Below are 16,278 nucleotides of genomic sequence, written 5' to 3'. Positions count from 1 at the left end.
TGCCGCTCGCACACGACTATTCGCATGCCAGAAACGACTCGGGGGAGCCAATGGCTCCCCCGAATCAGTGCTGCACTGCGGATCAGTCTTCGCGATAGCGACGCAACTTCAACGGCTTGCCGGCAACGCGAGTGTCCTTGAGCTTGGTCAGCAGACGCTCGAGGCCATCTTCCGGCAGCTCCACGAGGCTGAAGCTCTCGCGGATCTGGATGCGGCCGATCGCCTCGCGAGCCAAGCCACCTTCGTTGAGGATGGCGCCCAGCAGGTTCTTGGCAGCGATGCCATCACGCGCGCCCAGCGCGGTACGGCAACGGGCACGGCCTTCGCCCAACGGCATTGGCGCACGACGTTCGCGCGGATCGCTGCGCTCACCACTACGCTCGCCATCACGCTCACGGCGCTCACGCGGCGCACCGCCAACACCTGGCACCAGCGGCTGGTCACGCTCGACAGTCGCCAGATCCAGCGACTGGCCATTGGTGACCTTCTTCAGCAGCGCAGCGGCAAGGGCACGCGGGCTGCAACCGATGTCGGCAGTCAGACGGTCGAGCAGCTCGCCATGGCTGACCTCAGCTTCGGCGACCAGCGGCGCCAGGCCATTGGTGAGCTTCTTGATGCGTGCGTCCAGCACTTGCTGGGCGTTCGGCAGCTTGACTTCGCCAACCTTCTGGCCAGTTACACGCTCGATCACCTGCAGCATGCGACGCTCACGCGGCGTTACCAGCAGCAGCGCACGGCCGTCGCGACCGGCACGGCCAGTACGACCGATACGGTGCACGTAGGACTCCGGGTCGTACGGCATGTCGACGTTGAATACGTGGGTGATGCGCGGCACGTCGATACCACGAGCAGCGACGTCGGTCGCGACAACGATGTCCAGACGGCCATCCTTGAGGGACTCGATTACGCGCTCACGCTGGTTCTGAGCGATGTCGCCGTTCAGCGCAGCGGCTTTGTAGCCTTTGGCTTCCAGCGCGCTGGCCAGATCCAGAGTGGCTTGTTTGGTACGCACGAAAGCGATCAGGGCGTCGAATTCTTCGACTTCCAGCAGGCGCAGCACGGCGTTGGTCTTCTGATCGGCGTGGATCATCAGATGCGCCTGCTCGATACGCGATACGGTCTGAGTCTTGGCAGCGATCTTGATATGCTGCGGCTCGCGCAGGTGCTTCTCGGCGATGGCGCGGATCGAGTGCGGCAGGGTCGCGGAAAACAGCACGCTCTGACGGGTTGCAGGCATGGCTTCGAAGATCACTTCGAGGTCATCCATAAAGCCCAGCTTGAGCATTTCGTCCGCTTCGTCGAGTACCAGGTACTGGATGGTCGACAGCACTTTCTCGTCGCGACGCAGGTGGTCGACCAGACGGCCCGGGGTGGCAACGATCACCTGCGCGCCCTGGCGGATAGCCTTGAGCTGCGGACCCATCGGCGCGCCACCGTAGACGGCGACGACATTGAGGCCAGGCATCTGCTTGGAGTAGGTTTCAAACGCGGTGGCGACTTGCAGGGCCAGCTCGCGGGTCGGTGCCAGAATCAGCGCCTGTGGCTCACGCTTGGCCGGGTCGATCTTAGACAGGATTGGCAGCGCGAACGCTGCGGTCTTGCCGGTACCGGTCTGGGCCTGGCCGATCATGTCCTGGCCGGAAAGAATTACCGGAATGGCCTGGTACTGAATGGGCGAAGGCTCTTCGTAGCCGACAGCGGTCAGGGCGGAGAGAATATTGGCGTGAAGGCCGAGTGCGGCGAAGCCGCCGGTTTCCTGGGTCATGGGTCTGCCTCTAGTGCATCCGCAAAGACCCATGTTCCAAAGCTGCACATGCCATGTAGGACCTTGTGGGTCACCCTGGCAGCAATGTAGGCGAGAATTTGCGAAAACTGTGGTGGTAATGAATCGTCAAGATAGTCCGCTTGGCGGACTGGCTGCCGAAAATAGCTTCCGGGCGAGTTGCACTACTTGAACGTGGCCATGAATTGGCCGGCGCGTACTATACCGGAATTCATATAGACGTGTGCGCTTTTTCACACAATAAAATCGCTAAACGGCAAGCCGCTGCCGCCTAGCGACATTGTGCCGCACCACCTAGTCTTGGATCGAATGCTCAGGCCCGGCTGACCAGTTGCGCCTCGATCGCGGCCTTGTCGACGACCGACCAGACTTCGGCAATTTTACTGTCGCGAAAAGCGTAGAACACGTTCTCGCTGAAGCTCACCTTGCGGCCATGAACCGGCACTTCGAGGAAGCGGCCCTTGGGCGTGCAATGAAAATCCAGTCGGCTGGCAATCATCTGTTCTTCGCAGGTCAGCAGGCGGATATTGAACTGCAGATCGGGAATGTCCTGATAATCGCGCTCGAGCATTTCGCGATAGCCGCTCAGCCCTACCCGCCGCCCGTTATGCACCACATCGTCGTGCACGAACTGTCCAAGGTTCGCCCAGTCCTGACGGGTGAGGCAGTCGATATAGGCACGGTACACCGTGGGCAGATCGTGGTCGTTCATGGCTGGGCTCCGTCGATGGGCTGAGGGGATCGAGGTTCAGGCAGACCGCAAGCGGCTGCGCAGAACATTCGAGGCCCTAAAAGGACAGCACCACCGCCGGTTAATTCCAGGCTAGCTGGCCATGCGTACGGAGTTGATCAATGGCTGCAGGGAGTATCCGAGCCGAGTCTGTAAGGCTTCGGCACGCCTACTCACCGCTTCGTGATCGAACTGTTGATCCAGCTCGGCAGGCACCAGCACCACCACGTTGCCCTCCACCACCGGGCATTCCCAGTAATGCCGGTGATAGAGGCCACGCAGCAATGCGGCGCCCAGCGGCTTGCCGTCATCACCGGCCCACTGGTTGATGATCAGCCAGCCACCGGGATTGAGTTTGGCCCGGCAGTCATCGAGGAAGCGCCATGCAAGATGGCCAACGCCGGGGCCGGTATCGGTATACAGGTCGACGAAGATCAGGTCGGCACTTTCCGCGCTAGGCAGCAGCTCCATGGCGTCGCCGATGCGCATGGTCAGGCGTGGGTCGTCTTCCAGGCCCAGATACTCCATGGCCAGACGTGGCACATCGGGGCGCAACTCGATGGTCTCAACATCCTCGAGCGGCAGGAACTTCAGGCATGCCTGGGTCAGGTTGCCGGCGCCAAGACCGAGAAACAAGGCGGTCTCGGGCGCCTCATGGCACAGCGCGCCAACGAACATGGCGCGGGTGTAATCGTATTCCAGCCAGCTCGGGTCGGCCGTGAACACACAGCTCTGCTCGATCGCCTCGCCGAATTCGAGAAAGCGGTATTCGCCAATCTCCACCACGCGGATCACGCCAAAGGCATCGTGCACCTCAGCCAGCACCACTTCGTCCTTCATTTCCTCCACCGGAGGCAAGCCAGGCATACGCAGATTCTCCACCATCGCGTTCCCCGGCTCGGGCCGGGCTGTTGCCGATTGTCGGTGATGCGGCGCACTCAGGTCACGCGCTAAATGCCCGCAGCTGCCACTCGCGCCAGTGCATTACAGCGCTGGGTGATCGGTTACCATGGACCATCGCCAATAAGAGATGCCGCCATGAGTCAGCCCTGGAGCCCCGATAGCTGGAGAAACAAGTCGATCCAGCAACAACCTGTTTACCCGGACGCAGCAAAGCTGGCCCAGGTCGAGCAGACGCTGGCCAGCTTTCCACCCCTGGTGTTCGCCGGTGAAGCGCGGGAGCTGCGCAAGCAGTTTGCCGAAGTGACTCAGGGCCGGGCATTTCTGCTGCAAGGCGGCGACTGCGCGGAGAGCTTCGCCGAGTTCAGCGCGGCGAAAATTCGCGACACCTTCAAGGTGCTGCTGCAGATGGCTATCGTCATGACCTTCGCGGCCGGCTGCCCGGTGGTCAAAGTCGGGCGCATGGCTGGCCAGTTCGCCAAGCCGCGCTCGGCCAATGATGAAACCATCGACGGCGTTACCCTGCCCGCCTACCGCGGCGATATCGTCAATGGCATTGGCTTCGATGCGGCCAGCCGTGCGCCCGACCCACAGCGTCTGCTGCAGGCCTATCACCAGTCCACTGCTTCGCTGAACCTGCTGCGTGCATTCGCTCAGGGTGGCTTTGCCGACCTGCACCAGGTGCATCAATGGAACCTGGATTTCATCGCAAACTCGGCCCTGGCCCAGAAGTACCACCAACTGGCCGATCGCATCGACGAAACCCTGGCCTTCATGCGCGCCTGCGGCATGGACGGCGCCGCTCAGGTGCGCGAGACCAGCTTCTTCACCGCCCACGAGGCGCTGCTGCTCAACTACGAAGAAGCTTTTGTGCGCCGCGACAGCCTGACTGGCGACTTCTATGACTGCTCGGCGCACATGCTGTGGATCGGTGACCGCACCCGCCAGGTAGACGGCGCCCATGTCGAATTCCTACGCGGCGTGGGCAACCCGATCGGCGTCAAGGTCGGCCCGAGCATGACCGACGAAGACCTGATCCGCCTGATCGACATCCTCAACCCGGACAACGACCCGGGCCGCCTCAACCTGATCGTGCGCATGGGCGCCGACAAGGTCGAAGCCGGCCTGCCCCGACTGATCCGCACCGTGCAGCGCGAGGGCCGCCAGGTGCTGTGGAGCAGCGACCCGATGCACGGCAATACCATCAAGGCATCGAGCGGTTACAAGACCCGCGACTTCGCGCAGATTCTCGCCGAGGTGCGGCAGTTCTTCGCCGTGCACCACGCCGAGGGCAGCTATGCAGGCGGCATCCATATCGAGATGACCGGCCAGGACGTGACCGAGTGCATCGGCGGCGCCAAGCCGATCACCGAAGCGGGTTTGTCGGATCGTTATCACACCCACTGCGATCCACGAATGAACGCCGATCAATCGCTGGAGCTGGCGTTTATGATTGCCGAGACGTTAAAGCAGGTACGTCGCTGAAAAACCGCCAGGCTCGCCTGCCCCACACAGCTTTAACCTGAACGAAGGCAACCGACAGACGGTCTTCTGTACAGAGCCGATCACCGCGGCTCACCCATCTATAAAAGGAGTCGCACATGCCCTGGTATGCCTGGTTGATCCTGATTGTGGCGATCGGCTCCATCGTCGGTGGCCTGTTCATGCTGCGCGATACCGCGAAGAAGTTGCCGCTGAGCGAAGACCAACTAAAACGCATCCACGAACGCGAAGTCGAGCAGAACGCCAAAGACGCTCAAGATCGCTGATCGCGCTCGAGCAATCTGATTCCACAGCGCTGTAAACTGCGCCTCCACCAAGGAGGAGGCGCAATGACCTTTCCACCTCGCCTGCTATTGTCCCTCTGCCCGCTTCTGGCGGGTTTTCTTATGGGTTTCATTCAGCCCATTGGTCTGATGATCACCGTTTTGTTCATCGCCCTGGTGACGGCGCCAACGCGTCTGCCGCAATGGTTATGGTGTGCGCTGGTCATCGGCGCCAGCGTATTGCTGGCTGCACACCTACTGCCAGGCTTCACGCCCTGGGTGATCGGCGAACCACAACGCATCAGTGCAGACGCCGCGCCTTACCTGCTGCGCCTGTCGTGGGACAAGCTGCTGGTCGGCTGCACGCTTTTGGCCTGGTGGCTCGGCTTGCCGGCCAGTACTGCTCAGTGGCCGACATTCACCGCACCGACATTCGTCATGACCTTGCTGACAGTGCCCTGCCTGGCACTCTTGCTGGGAGTGGTGGCCTGGCAGCCAAAGTTGCCCGACGTGCTTATCCCGTGGCTGGCGATCAACCTGTGCGTTGCGGTATTGGCAGAGGAGTTGCTGTTTCGTGGCTTGCTGCAAACGCGTCTGGTGGCCTGGCTAGGTGCCTGGCCAGGCATTGTGTTGACGGCCTTGTTGTTCGGCGCAGTGCATATTCCATTCAGCCCGGAATTCGCGATTGTCGCGGCTGCTGCGGGATTGGGCTACGGAGTGGCGATGCAGGCCAGCGGGCGACTGATCGTGGCGATTGCGCTGCATGGTTTGGTGAACCTGCTGCATTTCACTCTGCTGAGCTACCCGCTGCGTATCACCTGAGGAGAGGCGGAAGGGTCAGCGGTGAAACTCGAACTGCAGCTGAGCGCCTTCTACGGTGTCCCAAGTCTGGGAACCCAGCTCACCGGTCAGCAGCTTGCCGCTGATCTGGAAGGGGTTGATCGAAGATTTGCGCTCCTCGAAGAACGCCGGCAGGATCGGCGGCACGCCGTCGGTGGCAGCTTTGTCTTCGGCGTCCAGGGCGGCAGAGAGTTCTGGCGGCAGGCTCAGATCCAGCTTGGACTTGGGCGCCTCATGAGCGACCTTTTGTGCCGGTTTGCTTTGCGGCTTTGCGCGTTGAGCGGCCTTCTTGGGCTCGACAGACGCCTGCTTCTGCACCGCCTCGGTTTGCGGCTCGGCAGGCTGAGGCTGCGTCACCGGCTTTTCGGGCGCAGGCTGCTGCTCAGCGGGCTTGGCAGGTGCCTTGGCGGGCTCGACGGCCACTGCTGGCTCAGCGTTCTTGCGCGGCACATCCTTGCCCTGCTCATCGGAGCCACAAGCACTCAGTAACACGGCAAGACACAGCGGCAGCAACAAATAACGCATCGAGCTCCTCACGACAGATTATTTAACTCGGCAGACTTACATTCTAAAACGACTGGACGATAACACCAGCCGGTCTGCCGAACGGCAACGCCGTCCGTCCCCCGATGCACTCAGCGCTCGGGCAAATGCTGCAGTTCCGCTTCGACATTCAGCGCCGGATGTTCGGCCTTCAACCGCTCCATTCGCCGCTCGGCTTCTTCGCCCTCACCTTGAGCGCGCAGCTCGGCAATTTCCCGTAAGGCGTTCTGTACATCCTGCGGCAACGGTGCCGCCTTGGCAGCCATACGCGCCATGGTTTTGGGCACCTCCGCCATTTCCGCCACCGGCGCAGGGCTGGCAGGCGCCGGCAATGCAATTGGTGCCTGGCGCTGCAGCGTGCTGACTGGAGCATCGTAGCGATCCGGTGCCTGCTCCAGCGTGCGCAGGCTCAACCCAAGCCCTACCCCGACGAGCGCGAGGCAACCGAATGCAGCTGACCAACGGCGTCGGGCAGAGGCATCGCTCAGGCCATTGAGCAGGCGCTGCCAGAAACCCTGTGGTTTAGGGTGCTGATCAGCTGCTGCATGCGTAGCGGCGGCGAGAATGCGCGCATCCAGCGCCGCCGACGGTTGCTCGCGGCTTTGTTCGCGCACATGGCGTAGCACGAGCTCGTCGTGATCCTGGGGTTGCTCGTTCATGGTGATACCTCTTCGGCAGCGCTGAGCAGGCGACGCAATTTCTGCATCGCATAGCGCAGCCGACTTTTTACCGTTTCGGCCGGCGTGTGGGTCAGCTCGGCGATTTCATGCAATTGCAGGTCAGCATGGGCGCGCAACAGAAACACCTCGCGCTGATCCGCCGGCAGCTCATCGAGCGCCGCCTGGATGCGCGCCTGGTCCTGGCTGAGGCTTAGTTGCCGCTCGGGATCGGGGTCGCCGCTGGCCTGGTCATGCAGTTGCTCGTCGAACATGTCTTCGCGCTGCTGACGCTTGCCGTGTTTGCGCCAGTGATCGATCAGGCGGTTACGGGCTATCTGATACAGCCAGGTCTTGAACAGTACCGCAGCCTCGCGTTGCAGCGACTCGCTGCGAATCAGGCTCATCCAGGTGTCCTGGAATACCTCTTCGGCGACCGCATGGTCGCCGCACAAACCGAGTAGGAAGCGAAACAGGCCGAGGCGATGCCGCTCGTAAAGCCTCGTAAAGGCCACGGCATCGCCACCCCGATAGCGACGCAACAAGTCGGCATCGCTGGGCTCGGTTGCAGTTGGGGGATTGGCAGTCACACTCAGTCATTTCCAGTGGCACGGGAATCGCCAGTTTGCAGGCTTCGCGCCAGTTCCACCAGTTGCACGAACTCATTGCGCAGGCCGAACGGATCGTCGCCACGGCTGCCTCGCGCCAGCGCGGCTGTAGCAGCCCAATCGAAGTGGCCGGTATAACGTCCGCCGCTCAGCTGCTGGGCGAAGACAGCAACCGAGGCGGCGAAACGCAGGTCCTCACTGGCTTTGCTGATGGGCGTGTAGGACGCAGGCGCCTGGATGGCAGTTTCCAGTAAACGACTGCTGTTCTGCTCGGGCGTCTTGTAGCGGATGCGCAGCCAGGCCAGTTCGCTTTCGCCCGCTGGCGTTTGCGCCGCTTGCCGATAGCGCAGCGGCTCCAGCCAACCCTGGTTGCCGACCGGCACGATCTCGTAAAGCGCGGTCACGCTGTGCCCGGCACCGATATCGCCGGCATCGACCTTGTCGTTGCTGAAGTCTTCGCGCTTCAGAGCGCGATTCTCGTAACCGAGCAGACGATATTCGCTAACCTGCGCCGGATTGAATTCGACCTGAATCTTCACATCCCGGGCGACCGTGGCCAGGGTCGAGCTAAGTTGCTCGACCAGCACCTTGCGCGCCTCACGCAGGTTGTCGATATAGGCGTAATTACCATCACCGGCGTCGGCCAGTTGCTCCATCAATTGCTCGTTGTAATTGCCCGTACCGAAACCCAGGGTAGTCAGCGAGATGCCGCTTTTGCGCTTGTCGGCAGCGAGCGCCTTGAGGCTCTCGAAGTCGCTGATGCCGACGTTGAAGTCGCCATCGGTGGCCAGCAAGATGCGATTGATACCGCCTTTGATGAAGCCCTTCTGCGCCTGCTGATAAGCGAGCTGAATGCCCGACTCGCCAGCGGTCGAACCGCCTGCATGCAACTGCTCGATAGTCGCGCGGATATCCGCCTTACGCGAGCCCGCGGTCGGCTCCAGCACCACACTGGAGTCACCGGCATAGACCACCAACGAGACGCGATCCTGGGCCCGCAATTGATCGACCAGCAGTTTCAGGGTGTTCTGCACCAGCGGCAGGCCTTCGGGGCGATCCATCGAGCCGGACACATCGACCAGAAACACCAGATTGGCGGCCGGCAGCTGCGCAACCTGCATGTCGGAGGCTTTTATGGCGATGCGCAGCAGACGGCTCTGCGAATTCCAGGGCGTTACAGCCAGCTCGGTGCCGACGCCGAACGGCGTGTTGCCGGTGGGCATGGGATAGGCATAGGCATAGGGAAAGTAATTGACCAGCTCCTCCAGGCGTACCGCCTCGGCCGGTGGCAAACGCCCTTCGTTCAGAAACCGTCGTACATTGGCGTAGCTGCCAGTATCTACGTCGATACTGAAGGTCGAGACCGGCGCCTCGGCAACGGCCTGCACAGGGTTAGCGGCCAGGCGCTGATACTGCTCCCGGCTAACCGAAGGCGGTGGCGCATAGGCCGACTCTCGGGCGGCGGGTGCGGCCATGCGCGTCATCATCGGTGCGGGCGTGATCGCCGGGCCTGGCACCTGTATGTCGGCTGCAACGCGCGACGGCTCGACCGCTGGCGAACCGATCGATTCGTCTTGATTGACGCTACATGCAGTCAGCGACAACACGACGCCACCGGCGAGGCTACACAACAAAAGCTGGGAATGGATGTTCATGACACGTCTCCTGGACCGAACGAGTGCTTCGATCCAGTAGACGCATGCAGGTGGCGATTCGGGTTAAACGTGCATCATCGATGCAATCACCTCGTCCGGTTCAGCTCGCTTCCTGGCACAGCTGGGTCGCCAGCAGGCCAAGCGTCATCACCGCACGCTCCGCTTCGCGGTTCCACGGAATACCGCAGTTGATGCGCACACAGTGGTTGAACTGCTCGGTATTACTGAAGATCAGCCCGGGCGCAATGCTGATGCCCTGCTGCAAGGCACTGATATGCAGATCCTTGGTATTGACCCGCGCCGGCAGGCTGACCCACAGAATGAAGCCGCCGTTGGGTCGGGTGATCTGCGTGCCTTCGGGGAAGTACTGCTGGATAGCCAGCTGGAATGCACTCAGGTTCTTACGGTACTCCTGGCGAATATGCCGCAGATGGCGGTCGTAGCCGCCATTCTCCAGGTACGCAGCAACGGCCATCTGGGTGACGCTGCACGCCGAATGGGTGGTGAACATCTGCAGGCGCTGAACTTCGTCGTGATACTTGCCGGCGATGATCCAACCAATACGCACGCCGGGCGACAGGGTTTTTGAGAAGCTCGAGCAATACACTACTCGCCCTTCCAGATCACTGGCCTTGAGGGCCTTGGTGCGGCCCTGCTCGAACATCAGCTCACCATAGATATCGTCCTCGACAATCTGGATGTCGAAATCGCTGACCAAGCGCAGCAACTGCTTCTGGCGAGCCTCGGGAATGGTGCCGCCCAGGGGGTTGCTCAGCCGCGCAGTCAGCACCAGTGCCTTGATCGGCCACTGGCTGGCAGCCAGCTGCAAGGCCTCGACGCTGATCCCAGTGGTCGGGTCGCTGGGAATCTCGATGACTTTGAGGCCCAGCAAATCGGCCAATTGCAGCAAACCGTAATAGGTCGGCGACTCGGTGGCGATCAGGTCACCTGGGCGAGTCAGCACACGCAACGCCATCTGCAAGGCGTCCACGCAGCCATGGGTGATCACCACCTCCGAAGGGTCGACCAGCACGCCGGCATCGCGCATGCGAATCGCCACTTGCCGACGCAGCGGCTCGAAACCAGGGCTGAACATGTAGCTAAACGCGCGCGGGCTCTGAAATCGGGTGACCTTGGCAAGCTGCTGGTGCAGCGCCCTCACAGGCAGATAATCGACATGCGGCACTGCAGCACCGAGGGGAAACACCCCTTCGCGGCGCGCCTCGCCAAGCACCTGATTGATGATGCTGCTGCGTGTGACCAAGCCAGGGCGCTCGACGCGGGCGATATCCGGCGTATCGGCAGTCAGCGCTGGCGTCTGGTGCACGTAGAAGCCGGACTGCGGCCGCGCGCGAATCAGCCCGAGATCCTCGAGGTTGGCGTAGGCCTGCAGCACAGTGGCATGGCTGACGCTGAGCTGTGCACTCATCTTGCGCACCGAGGGCACCCGTTCCCCGGGCTGATAGACGCCACGACGGATATCATCCGCCAGCTGTTGAGCGATGCGCTGGTAGAGCAACAGATTGGTCATGGCCATCTCGTCTCGGTACTGAACCATAACAGTACTCCACATAAATGTTTCTGTACCGGTACAGCATTGAAATATCTCGACGAGACAGGTTTTTTTAGCCAATAAAAACCCCGCCCTGTTATCCAGAGGCGGGGTTTTGGTTCAACGGAATCAGCGGTTAGCGCCGAGACGCCCCTGCTCATCGGAGAACAGGATCTCCACGCGGCGATTTTGCGCGCGGCCCTTGGCCGAGGCATTTTCTGCCACTGGGAAGCTTTCGCCAAAGCCCTGCACTTCGATGCGTTTGTCATCGATGCCCAGATCGGTCAACGCGTCGGCAACCGTTTGCGCACGCGCCTTGGACAACTCCAGGTTCTCCTCACGCTTGCCACTGCTGTCGCTGTAGCCCTCGATACGCACGATGCGTCGTGGGTTGAGTTGCAGAAACTGCACCAGCTTGAGCACGGTACGGTTGGCACTGGTCTTGAGCCGTGCTTCACCTGCATCGAACAGCACATCACCGAGGGTCATCACTAGGCCGCGATCGGTTTGCGCAGTGGCCATGTTGACAATCTGCTCTTCGAGCCAGGCATTCTGCTCCTGCACGCTGAGCAGCTTGGCCTCACGCAACGCCAGTTGCAGGCGCTGACGATCGAGTTCCAGGCGTGCAGCACGCTCCTGATCCGCCGCGAGTTTTGCGTGCTCACGGGCGATTTCGCTGTAGCGCTGACTCAGGTAGGCGTAATGGGCGACATCTTCGGCGCTGCCCCAATAGCCCGAAAGCCGTTCGGCGCGGCCCAGCGACTCGCCGGCGCGGATCACGTCCTTGGGCGCACTGCGTAGCACTTCAGGGTCTTCCTTGACGGATTGAAAGCTGCTGCGAGCAGCATCGAGGGCAGCGCTGTGCTCATCGGTCAGCCCCGCACAACCTGCCAACAGCACGCTCATCAGCGCTACCGCGCCTGTACGCATCGGACTCATGGCATCGCTCCCAACTGATCGCGCAAACGCCCGATACGACGGTTCAGCTCGGCCAGCTGGGCCTGGCTACGCAGCGTCAGCACGCGGGCCTCGGCAAGCCGAGCATCGAGCTCAGCCTGCTCGGCCTGTACACGTGCCGTGCGATAGGCACCTTCGGCCATCGCCGCCTGCGCCTGGGCGAGCTTTTCTTCGGCCTGGGTCAACTCGGCGACGGTTTCACCTGCCGCGACGGTTTGGGCTTGCTCGACCACTTGTTCGGTCAGGCGCATCTGCTCGGTTGGTGCGGGATCGCTGGCACAGCCCTGAAGCAAAAGCAGCGCCAGTGCGGCGCCGTTATATCGATAGATCACGGGTACGTCCTACTAATTCGGAACACTGGCGGCTGGTGCAGGTTGTTGCTCCTTCCAACGCTCCAAGTTGCGCTGTAGAAGGGTTTGCGGCATGCCAGCGGCGGTGAATTCTGTCATTTTTTTGGCCAGCTGTCCGCGCAGCCAAGCATCGTTGCACGCCGAGTTGTGCGAAAGCGCCAAGTGCAGGCCTTCGCTGGATACAGGCGGGTCGAGCACCTGCAGGTCGTCCTGCATGCCCAAGGTCGACGCCAACGCCTGGCCGGGATAGCGCTCGTAAAGCACGTAGTCGGTGCGTTCGAGCAACAATTTCTGGAACGCCTGAGTCAGGCTGGAAACGCCCTCCAGCGTCAGGTTATCGCGCGCGTAGGCGTCGAAGGCCTGACCAAAACTGTTGTTGACCAAGGTGTCGCCAGTGCGCCCCTGCAAATCTGCCCAACTGGCGTAGGGAAACTCATGACCTTTGCGCACCCAGACGACGCTCGGCGTGGACAGAAACGCTGGATGCACGAAATCCATACTGTCCAGCCGCGGCACGGTCAGGAAGGCGCCTGCCAGCATATCCACACGACCGGTGCGTACCTCTTCCTGGGCTCGCGACCAGGGGCCGGCATAGATCACATCGATACCGACGCCAAGGTCGTCGGAAACCGCCTTGAGCAGATCGACCGTCGCGCCAATCAGCTTCCCAGGGTTCTGCGGGTCGCGCCACAGGTAAGGTGGATACTCGGGGTTGCCGGTGGCGACCAGACGCTCGCACTTGCCCGCAGCCTGCGCACCGCTCCCCAGCAGCATCGCCGCGAACAACCACAAACCTGACCAGACTAAAGCTCGCTCACGCATCGCCACACTCTCGATTCAAATAACCGTGGGCCATCCATAGGCCCGGAATTCATGACATGCTAGCTCATACGATCTGGATAATCAGCGATAAGACGCCGCATGAAGAAATTGATTCTCGCCCTAATCGTGCTCATCGCCGCCGCAGGAGCGACCCTCTATCTGTCGCCGGCGGCGCAGTTGAGCGCCTACCACACCGTCGAGCAATGGCGGGCTGGGCTGCATGAGCGCAGCGTCACCGTCAACGACCTGGATATCAGCTATTACGAGGGCGGCCCGCAAGGGGCTGAAACCGTCTTGTTGGTTCATGGTTTTGGCGCTGATAAAAGCACCTGGCTGTGGTTCGCCAGGGAGCTGACCGAGCGCTATCACGTTATCGCCGTGGACCTACCCGGCTTCGGCGCCAGCGGCCGCCCCCATGGCAGTTACGACGTTGGCACCCAGGCCGAGCGCCTGGCGGCATTCGTTGATGCTCTGGGGATACGGCGCATGCATCTGGCTGGCCATTCCATGGGCGGTCATATCGCCGCACTTTACGCTGCACGCTATCCCGAGCAGATCACCAGCCTGGCATTGATTGCCAACGCCGGCGTGGATGCACCGCGGCGCAGCCCATTCTTCCAGCGTTTGGAGCAGCATGGAGACAACCCGCTACTGGTGGACAGCGAGCCGCAATTCGATGAGCTGCTCGACTGGCTGTTCGTCGCACCACCGCAGTTGCCAGAGCGTCTTCACCAATACCTCGCACAACGGGCCGTTGCCGACAGCGCCCATCAGCGAGAAATATTCGAGCACCTGCAGCAACGCTATCTGCCACTGGAACCCGAGTTACCGAGGATCACCACCCCGACCCTGCTGCTTTGGGGAGACCAGGACCGAATCCTCGATGTGTCGAGCATCGAGACGATGAAGCCGCTGCTCAAGGATGTGAGCGTGGTGATCATAAAAGGCTGCGGCCACGCGCCGATACTCGAGCGCCCGCAAGAAAGCGCTGCTGACTACCTGAAGTTCATTGATCAGGCGAGCCAGCATACCGCTGAAGGGCGAAAGGCTGCGAGCACAAATCAATAGCTAGCCGCTTTCGGGCAGGCAATAAAAAACCCGCTCGACGAGCGGGTTTTTTCGTTGCGGGAAAAAGTGGATCAGACCAGCTTTTCCAGCTCCGGTACGGCTTCGAACAGATCAGCAACCAGGCCATAGTCGGCAACCTGGAAGATCGGCGCCTCTTCGTCCTTGTTGATCGCGACGATCACCTTGGAGTCCTTCATGCCCGCCAAGTGCTGGATAGCACCGCTGATGCCGACCGCGATGTACAGCTGCGGTGCGACGATCTTGCCGGTCTGGCCGACCTGCATGTCGTTCGGCACAAAACCGGCATCGACTGCAGCGCGGGAAGCGCCAACCGCTGCGCCGAGCTTGTCGGCCAAGGTGTACAGGTGCTTGAAGTTGTCGCCGTTCTGCATGCCACGACCACCGGAAACCACGATCTTGGCAGCAGTCAACTCCGGACGATCAGACTTGGCCAGCTCTTCACCGACGAACGCCGACTTGCCAGCATCACCGCCTGCCGAAACGTTTTCGATGGCGGCAGAACCGCCTTCGGCCGCCACAGCGTCGAAGCCAGTGGCACGAACGGTGATCACCTTCACGGCAGCCGAAGACTGCACGGTGGCGATGGCGTTACCGGCATAGATCGGGCGCTTGAAGGTGTCCGGGCTTTCCACGGAAACGATCTCGGAGATCTGATCGACGTCCAGTTGCGCAGCGACGCGCGGCAGAATGTTCTTACCGTTGCTGGTAGCGGCAGCCAGGATGTGGCTGTAGCCATTACCCAGTTCGACCACCAGCGGCGCGACGTTTTCCGGCAGCTGATGAGCGAACGCAGCGTTGTCGGCAACCAGTACCTTGGCGACGCCAGCGATCTTGGCGGCGGCTTCGGCAACGGCGCCAACGCCCTGCCCGGCGACCAGCACGTGGATGTCGCCACCGATCTTCTGAGCGGCGGCAACGGTGTTGAGGGTGGCAGGCGCCAGAGCGGAATTGGTGTTTTCAGCGATTACCAGGATAGTCATTAGATCACCTTCGCTTCGGTTTTCAGTTTCTCGACCAGTTCGGCGACCGATTTGACCTTGATACCGGCACCACGTGCCGCAGGCGCCTCGACCTTGATGGTCTTGACGGTGGACGCGGTGGAAACGCCCAGCGCGTCAGGCGTCAGGGTTTCCAGCGGCTTCTTCTTGGCCTTCATGATATTCGGCAGCGAAGCGTAGCGCGGCTCGTTCAGGCGCAGGTCGGTGGTGACGATGGCCGGCAGGTTCAGGGCAACGGTCTGCAGACCGCCGTCGATCTCACGGGTCACGTTGGCCTTGTCGCCATTGATCTCGACCTTGGAAGCGAAGGTGCCCTGGGCATAGCCTGTCAGCGCAGCGAGCATCTGGCCGGTCTGGTTGTTGTCGCTGTCGATGGCCTGCTTGCCGAGGATGACCAGCTGCGGCTGCTCCTTGTCGACCACTGCCTTGAGCAGTTTAGCAACCGCCAGGGAGTTCAGCTCTTCGGCCGACTCGACCAGCACGGCGCGATCAGCGCCCAGCGCCAGGGCGGTACGCAGTTGTTCCTGGGCCTGGGTCGGACCAATCGAGACGACCACGATTTCACTGGCGACGCCCTTCTCTTTCAGACGCACAGCCTCTTCAACGGCGATCTCGCAGAAAGGGTTCATCGACATCTTGACGTTGGCAAGATCGACGCCACTGTTGTCCGGTTTGACGCGAACCTTGACGTTGTAATCGACCACTCGTTTGACAGCTACAAGAACCTTCATGGATTCCTCGTTACTCTCCGGTGAATAGGAATGTCGCCAGAAGCGAGCATGCGGGTGATGCAGACCAGCAGAACGCAAACACCCAAGCCCAGGCGGCGAGCGCAAAACGCCCGTATCTTGACCGCACCACCTAGCTCGGTCAATACGCCCTGGCTGCGAGCCATTCGTGTTGTAGCCGGATTCTAGCAGGCCTACAGAAAATTCAAACAAACGTTTGTATTGGCCCTTGCCAAGGCTGCCTATATACTGCGCGGGCGCGCCTTGGAAGGTTGTTGGCTCGCCATGAAAAATTAGAGAG

17 protein-coding genes are annotated in these 16,278 nt (G+C 61.3%); 4 read left to right on the top strand and 13 right to left on the bottom strand.

Going from position 1 to position 16,278, the window contains the following annotated elements; genetic code table 11:
- Positions 1 to 82 precede the first annotated feature (82 nt).
- From BUC40_RS09670 to BUC40_RS09660, 3 genes are all read right to left on the bottom strand, one after another.
- Positions 83 to 1,765, bottom strand: a complete 1,683-nt coding sequence (locus tag BUC40_RS09670; RefSeq protein WP_073265032.1) for a DEAD/DEAH box helicase — start codon at positions 1,763 to 1,765, stop codon at positions 83 to 85.
- Between the two features lie 331 nt (positions 1,766 to 2,096).
- Positions 2,097 to 2,495: an ester cyclase gene (locus BUC40_RS09665; RefSeq protein ID WP_073265030.1), complete on the bottom strand. Its 399-nt coding sequence runs from the start codon at positions 2,493 to 2,495 to the stop codon at positions 2,097 to 2,099.
- Positions 2,496 to 2,606: 111 nt separating this feature from the next.
- A complete protein-coding gene (locus BUC40_RS09660) occupies positions 2,607 to 3,380 on the bottom strand; it encodes a spermidine synthase (RefSeq protein WP_139272147.1) in 774 nt (257 codons plus the stop codon).
- A 171-nt stretch (positions 3,381 to 3,551) separates the two neighbouring features.
- Here BUC40_RS09660 and BUC40_RS09655 point away from each other — a divergent pair, with 171 nt between their 5' ends.
- The 3 genes from BUC40_RS09655 to BUC40_RS09645 all read left to right on the top strand — a co-directional run bounded on the left by BUC40_RS09655 (position 3,552) and on the right by BUC40_RS09645 (position 6,001).
- Positions 3,552 to 4,898 carry a class II 3-deoxy-7-phosphoheptulonate synthase gene (locus BUC40_RS09655; protein WP_073265028.1) on the top strand — a complete coding sequence of 449 codons (1,347 nt, stop codon included), beginning with the start codon at positions 3,552 to 3,554 and terminating at the stop codon, positions 4,896 to 4,898.
- Positions 4,899 to 5,014: 116 nt separating this feature from the next.
- On the top strand, positions 5,015 to 5,182 hold the full coding sequence (locus BUC40_RS09650) for a DUF2897 family protein (protein ID WP_073265026.1): 168 nt from the start codon (positions 5,015 to 5,017) through the stop codon (positions 5,180 to 5,182).
- A gap of 63 nt (positions 5,183 to 5,245) precedes the next feature.
- A complete protein-coding gene (locus tag BUC40_RS09645) occupies positions 5,246 to 6,001 on the top strand; it encodes a CPBP family intramembrane glutamic endopeptidase (RefSeq protein ID WP_073265024.1) in 756 nt (251 codons plus the stop codon).
- Positions 6,002 to 6,016: 15 nt separating this feature from the next.
- Here BUC40_RS09645 and BUC40_RS09640 read toward each other — a convergent pair whose 3' ends face one another.
- The 8 genes from BUC40_RS09640 to BUC40_RS09605 form a co-directional block, all read right to left on the bottom strand.
- Positions 6,017 to 6,544, bottom strand: coding sequence for a hypothetical protein (locus BUC40_RS09640; RefSeq protein ID WP_073265022.1), 528 nt, complete (start codon positions 6,542 to 6,544; stop codon positions 6,017 to 6,019).
- A 110-nt stretch (positions 6,545 to 6,654) separates the two neighbouring features.
- Entirely contained in the window at positions 6,655 to 7,221 is a 567-nt protein-coding gene (locus BUC40_RS09635) for a hypothetical protein (RefSeq protein WP_073265020.1), read from the bottom strand.
- Positions 7,218 to 7,808 (bottom strand): RNA polymerase sigma factor, encoded by a 591-nt coding sequence (locus tag BUC40_RS09630; protein WP_073265018.1) that lies wholly within the window; start codon positions 7,806 to 7,808, stop codon positions 7,218 to 7,220. The genes BUC40_RS09635 and BUC40_RS09630 overlap by 4 nt, the downstream gene beginning before the upstream one ends.
- A gap of 2 nt (positions 7,809 to 7,810) precedes the next feature.
- The gene (locus BUC40_RS09625; protein WP_073265016.1) at positions 7,811 to 9,481 is read right to left on the bottom strand and encodes a vWA domain-containing protein; all 1,671 of its coding nucleotides are present in this window, start codon (positions 9,479 to 9,481) and stop codon (positions 7,811 to 7,813) included.
- 100 nt (positions 9,482 to 9,581) lie between these two features.
- A complete protein-coding gene (locus tag BUC40_RS09620) occupies positions 9,582 to 11,012 on the bottom strand; it encodes an aminotransferase-like domain-containing protein (RefSeq protein ID WP_073265193.1) in 1,431 nt (476 codons plus the stop codon).
- A 150-nt stretch (positions 11,013 to 11,162) separates the two neighbouring features.
- Positions 11,163 to 11,972: an OmpA family protein gene (locus BUC40_RS09615; protein ID WP_139272146.1), complete on the bottom strand. Its 810-nt coding sequence runs from the start codon at positions 11,970 to 11,972 to the stop codon at positions 11,163 to 11,165.
- Positions 11,969 to 12,241, bottom strand: a complete 273-nt coding sequence (locus BUC40_RS09610; protein ID WP_167369148.1) for a DUF4398 domain-containing protein — start codon at positions 12,239 to 12,241, stop codon at positions 11,969 to 11,971. Before BUC40_RS09610 ends, BUC40_RS09615 begins: the two co-directional genes overlap by 4 nt.
- 93 nt (positions 12,242 to 12,334) lie before the next feature.
- Positions 12,335 to 13,162 (bottom strand): substrate-binding periplasmic protein, encoded by an 828-nt coding sequence (locus BUC40_RS09605; protein WP_073265010.1) that lies wholly within the window; start codon positions 13,160 to 13,162, stop codon positions 12,335 to 12,337.
- A 99-nt stretch (positions 13,163 to 13,261) separates the two neighbouring features.
- Between BUC40_RS09605 and BUC40_RS09600 the strand changes: the two genes are divergently transcribed.
- Positions 13,262 to 14,230 carry an alpha/beta fold hydrolase gene (locus BUC40_RS09600; RefSeq protein WP_073265009.1) on the top strand — a complete coding sequence of 323 codons (969 nt, stop codon included), beginning with the start codon at positions 13,262 to 13,264 and terminating at the stop codon, positions 14,228 to 14,230.
- Between the two features lie 71 nt (positions 14,231 to 14,301).
- Here BUC40_RS09600 and BUC40_RS09595 read toward each other — a convergent pair whose 3' ends face one another.
- On the bottom strand, positions 14,302 to 15,231 hold the full coding sequence (locus BUC40_RS09595; protein ID WP_073265007.1) for an electron transfer flavoprotein subunit alpha/FixB family protein: 930 nt from the start codon (positions 15,229 to 15,231) through the stop codon (positions 14,302 to 14,304).
- Positions 15,231 to 15,980 (bottom strand): electron transfer flavoprotein subunit beta/FixA family protein, encoded by a 750-nt coding sequence (locus BUC40_RS09590; protein ID WP_073265005.1) that lies wholly within the window; start codon positions 15,978 to 15,980, stop codon positions 15,231 to 15,233. Before BUC40_RS09590 ends, BUC40_RS09595 begins: the two co-directional genes overlap by 1 nt.
- Between the last annotated feature and the right edge of the window lie 298 nt (positions 15,981 to 16,278).

Origin of the sequence: Phytopseudomonas punonensis (genome assembly GCF_900142655.1) — a bacterium.
Classification (GTDB): domain Bacteria; phylum Pseudomonadota; class Gammaproteobacteria; order Pseudomonadales; family Pseudomonadaceae; genus Aquipseudomonas; species Aquipseudomonas punonensis.
The sequence above is the reverse complement of the archived record's forward strand: the minus strand, read 5'-3'. Positions and strand labels throughout refer to the sequence as shown.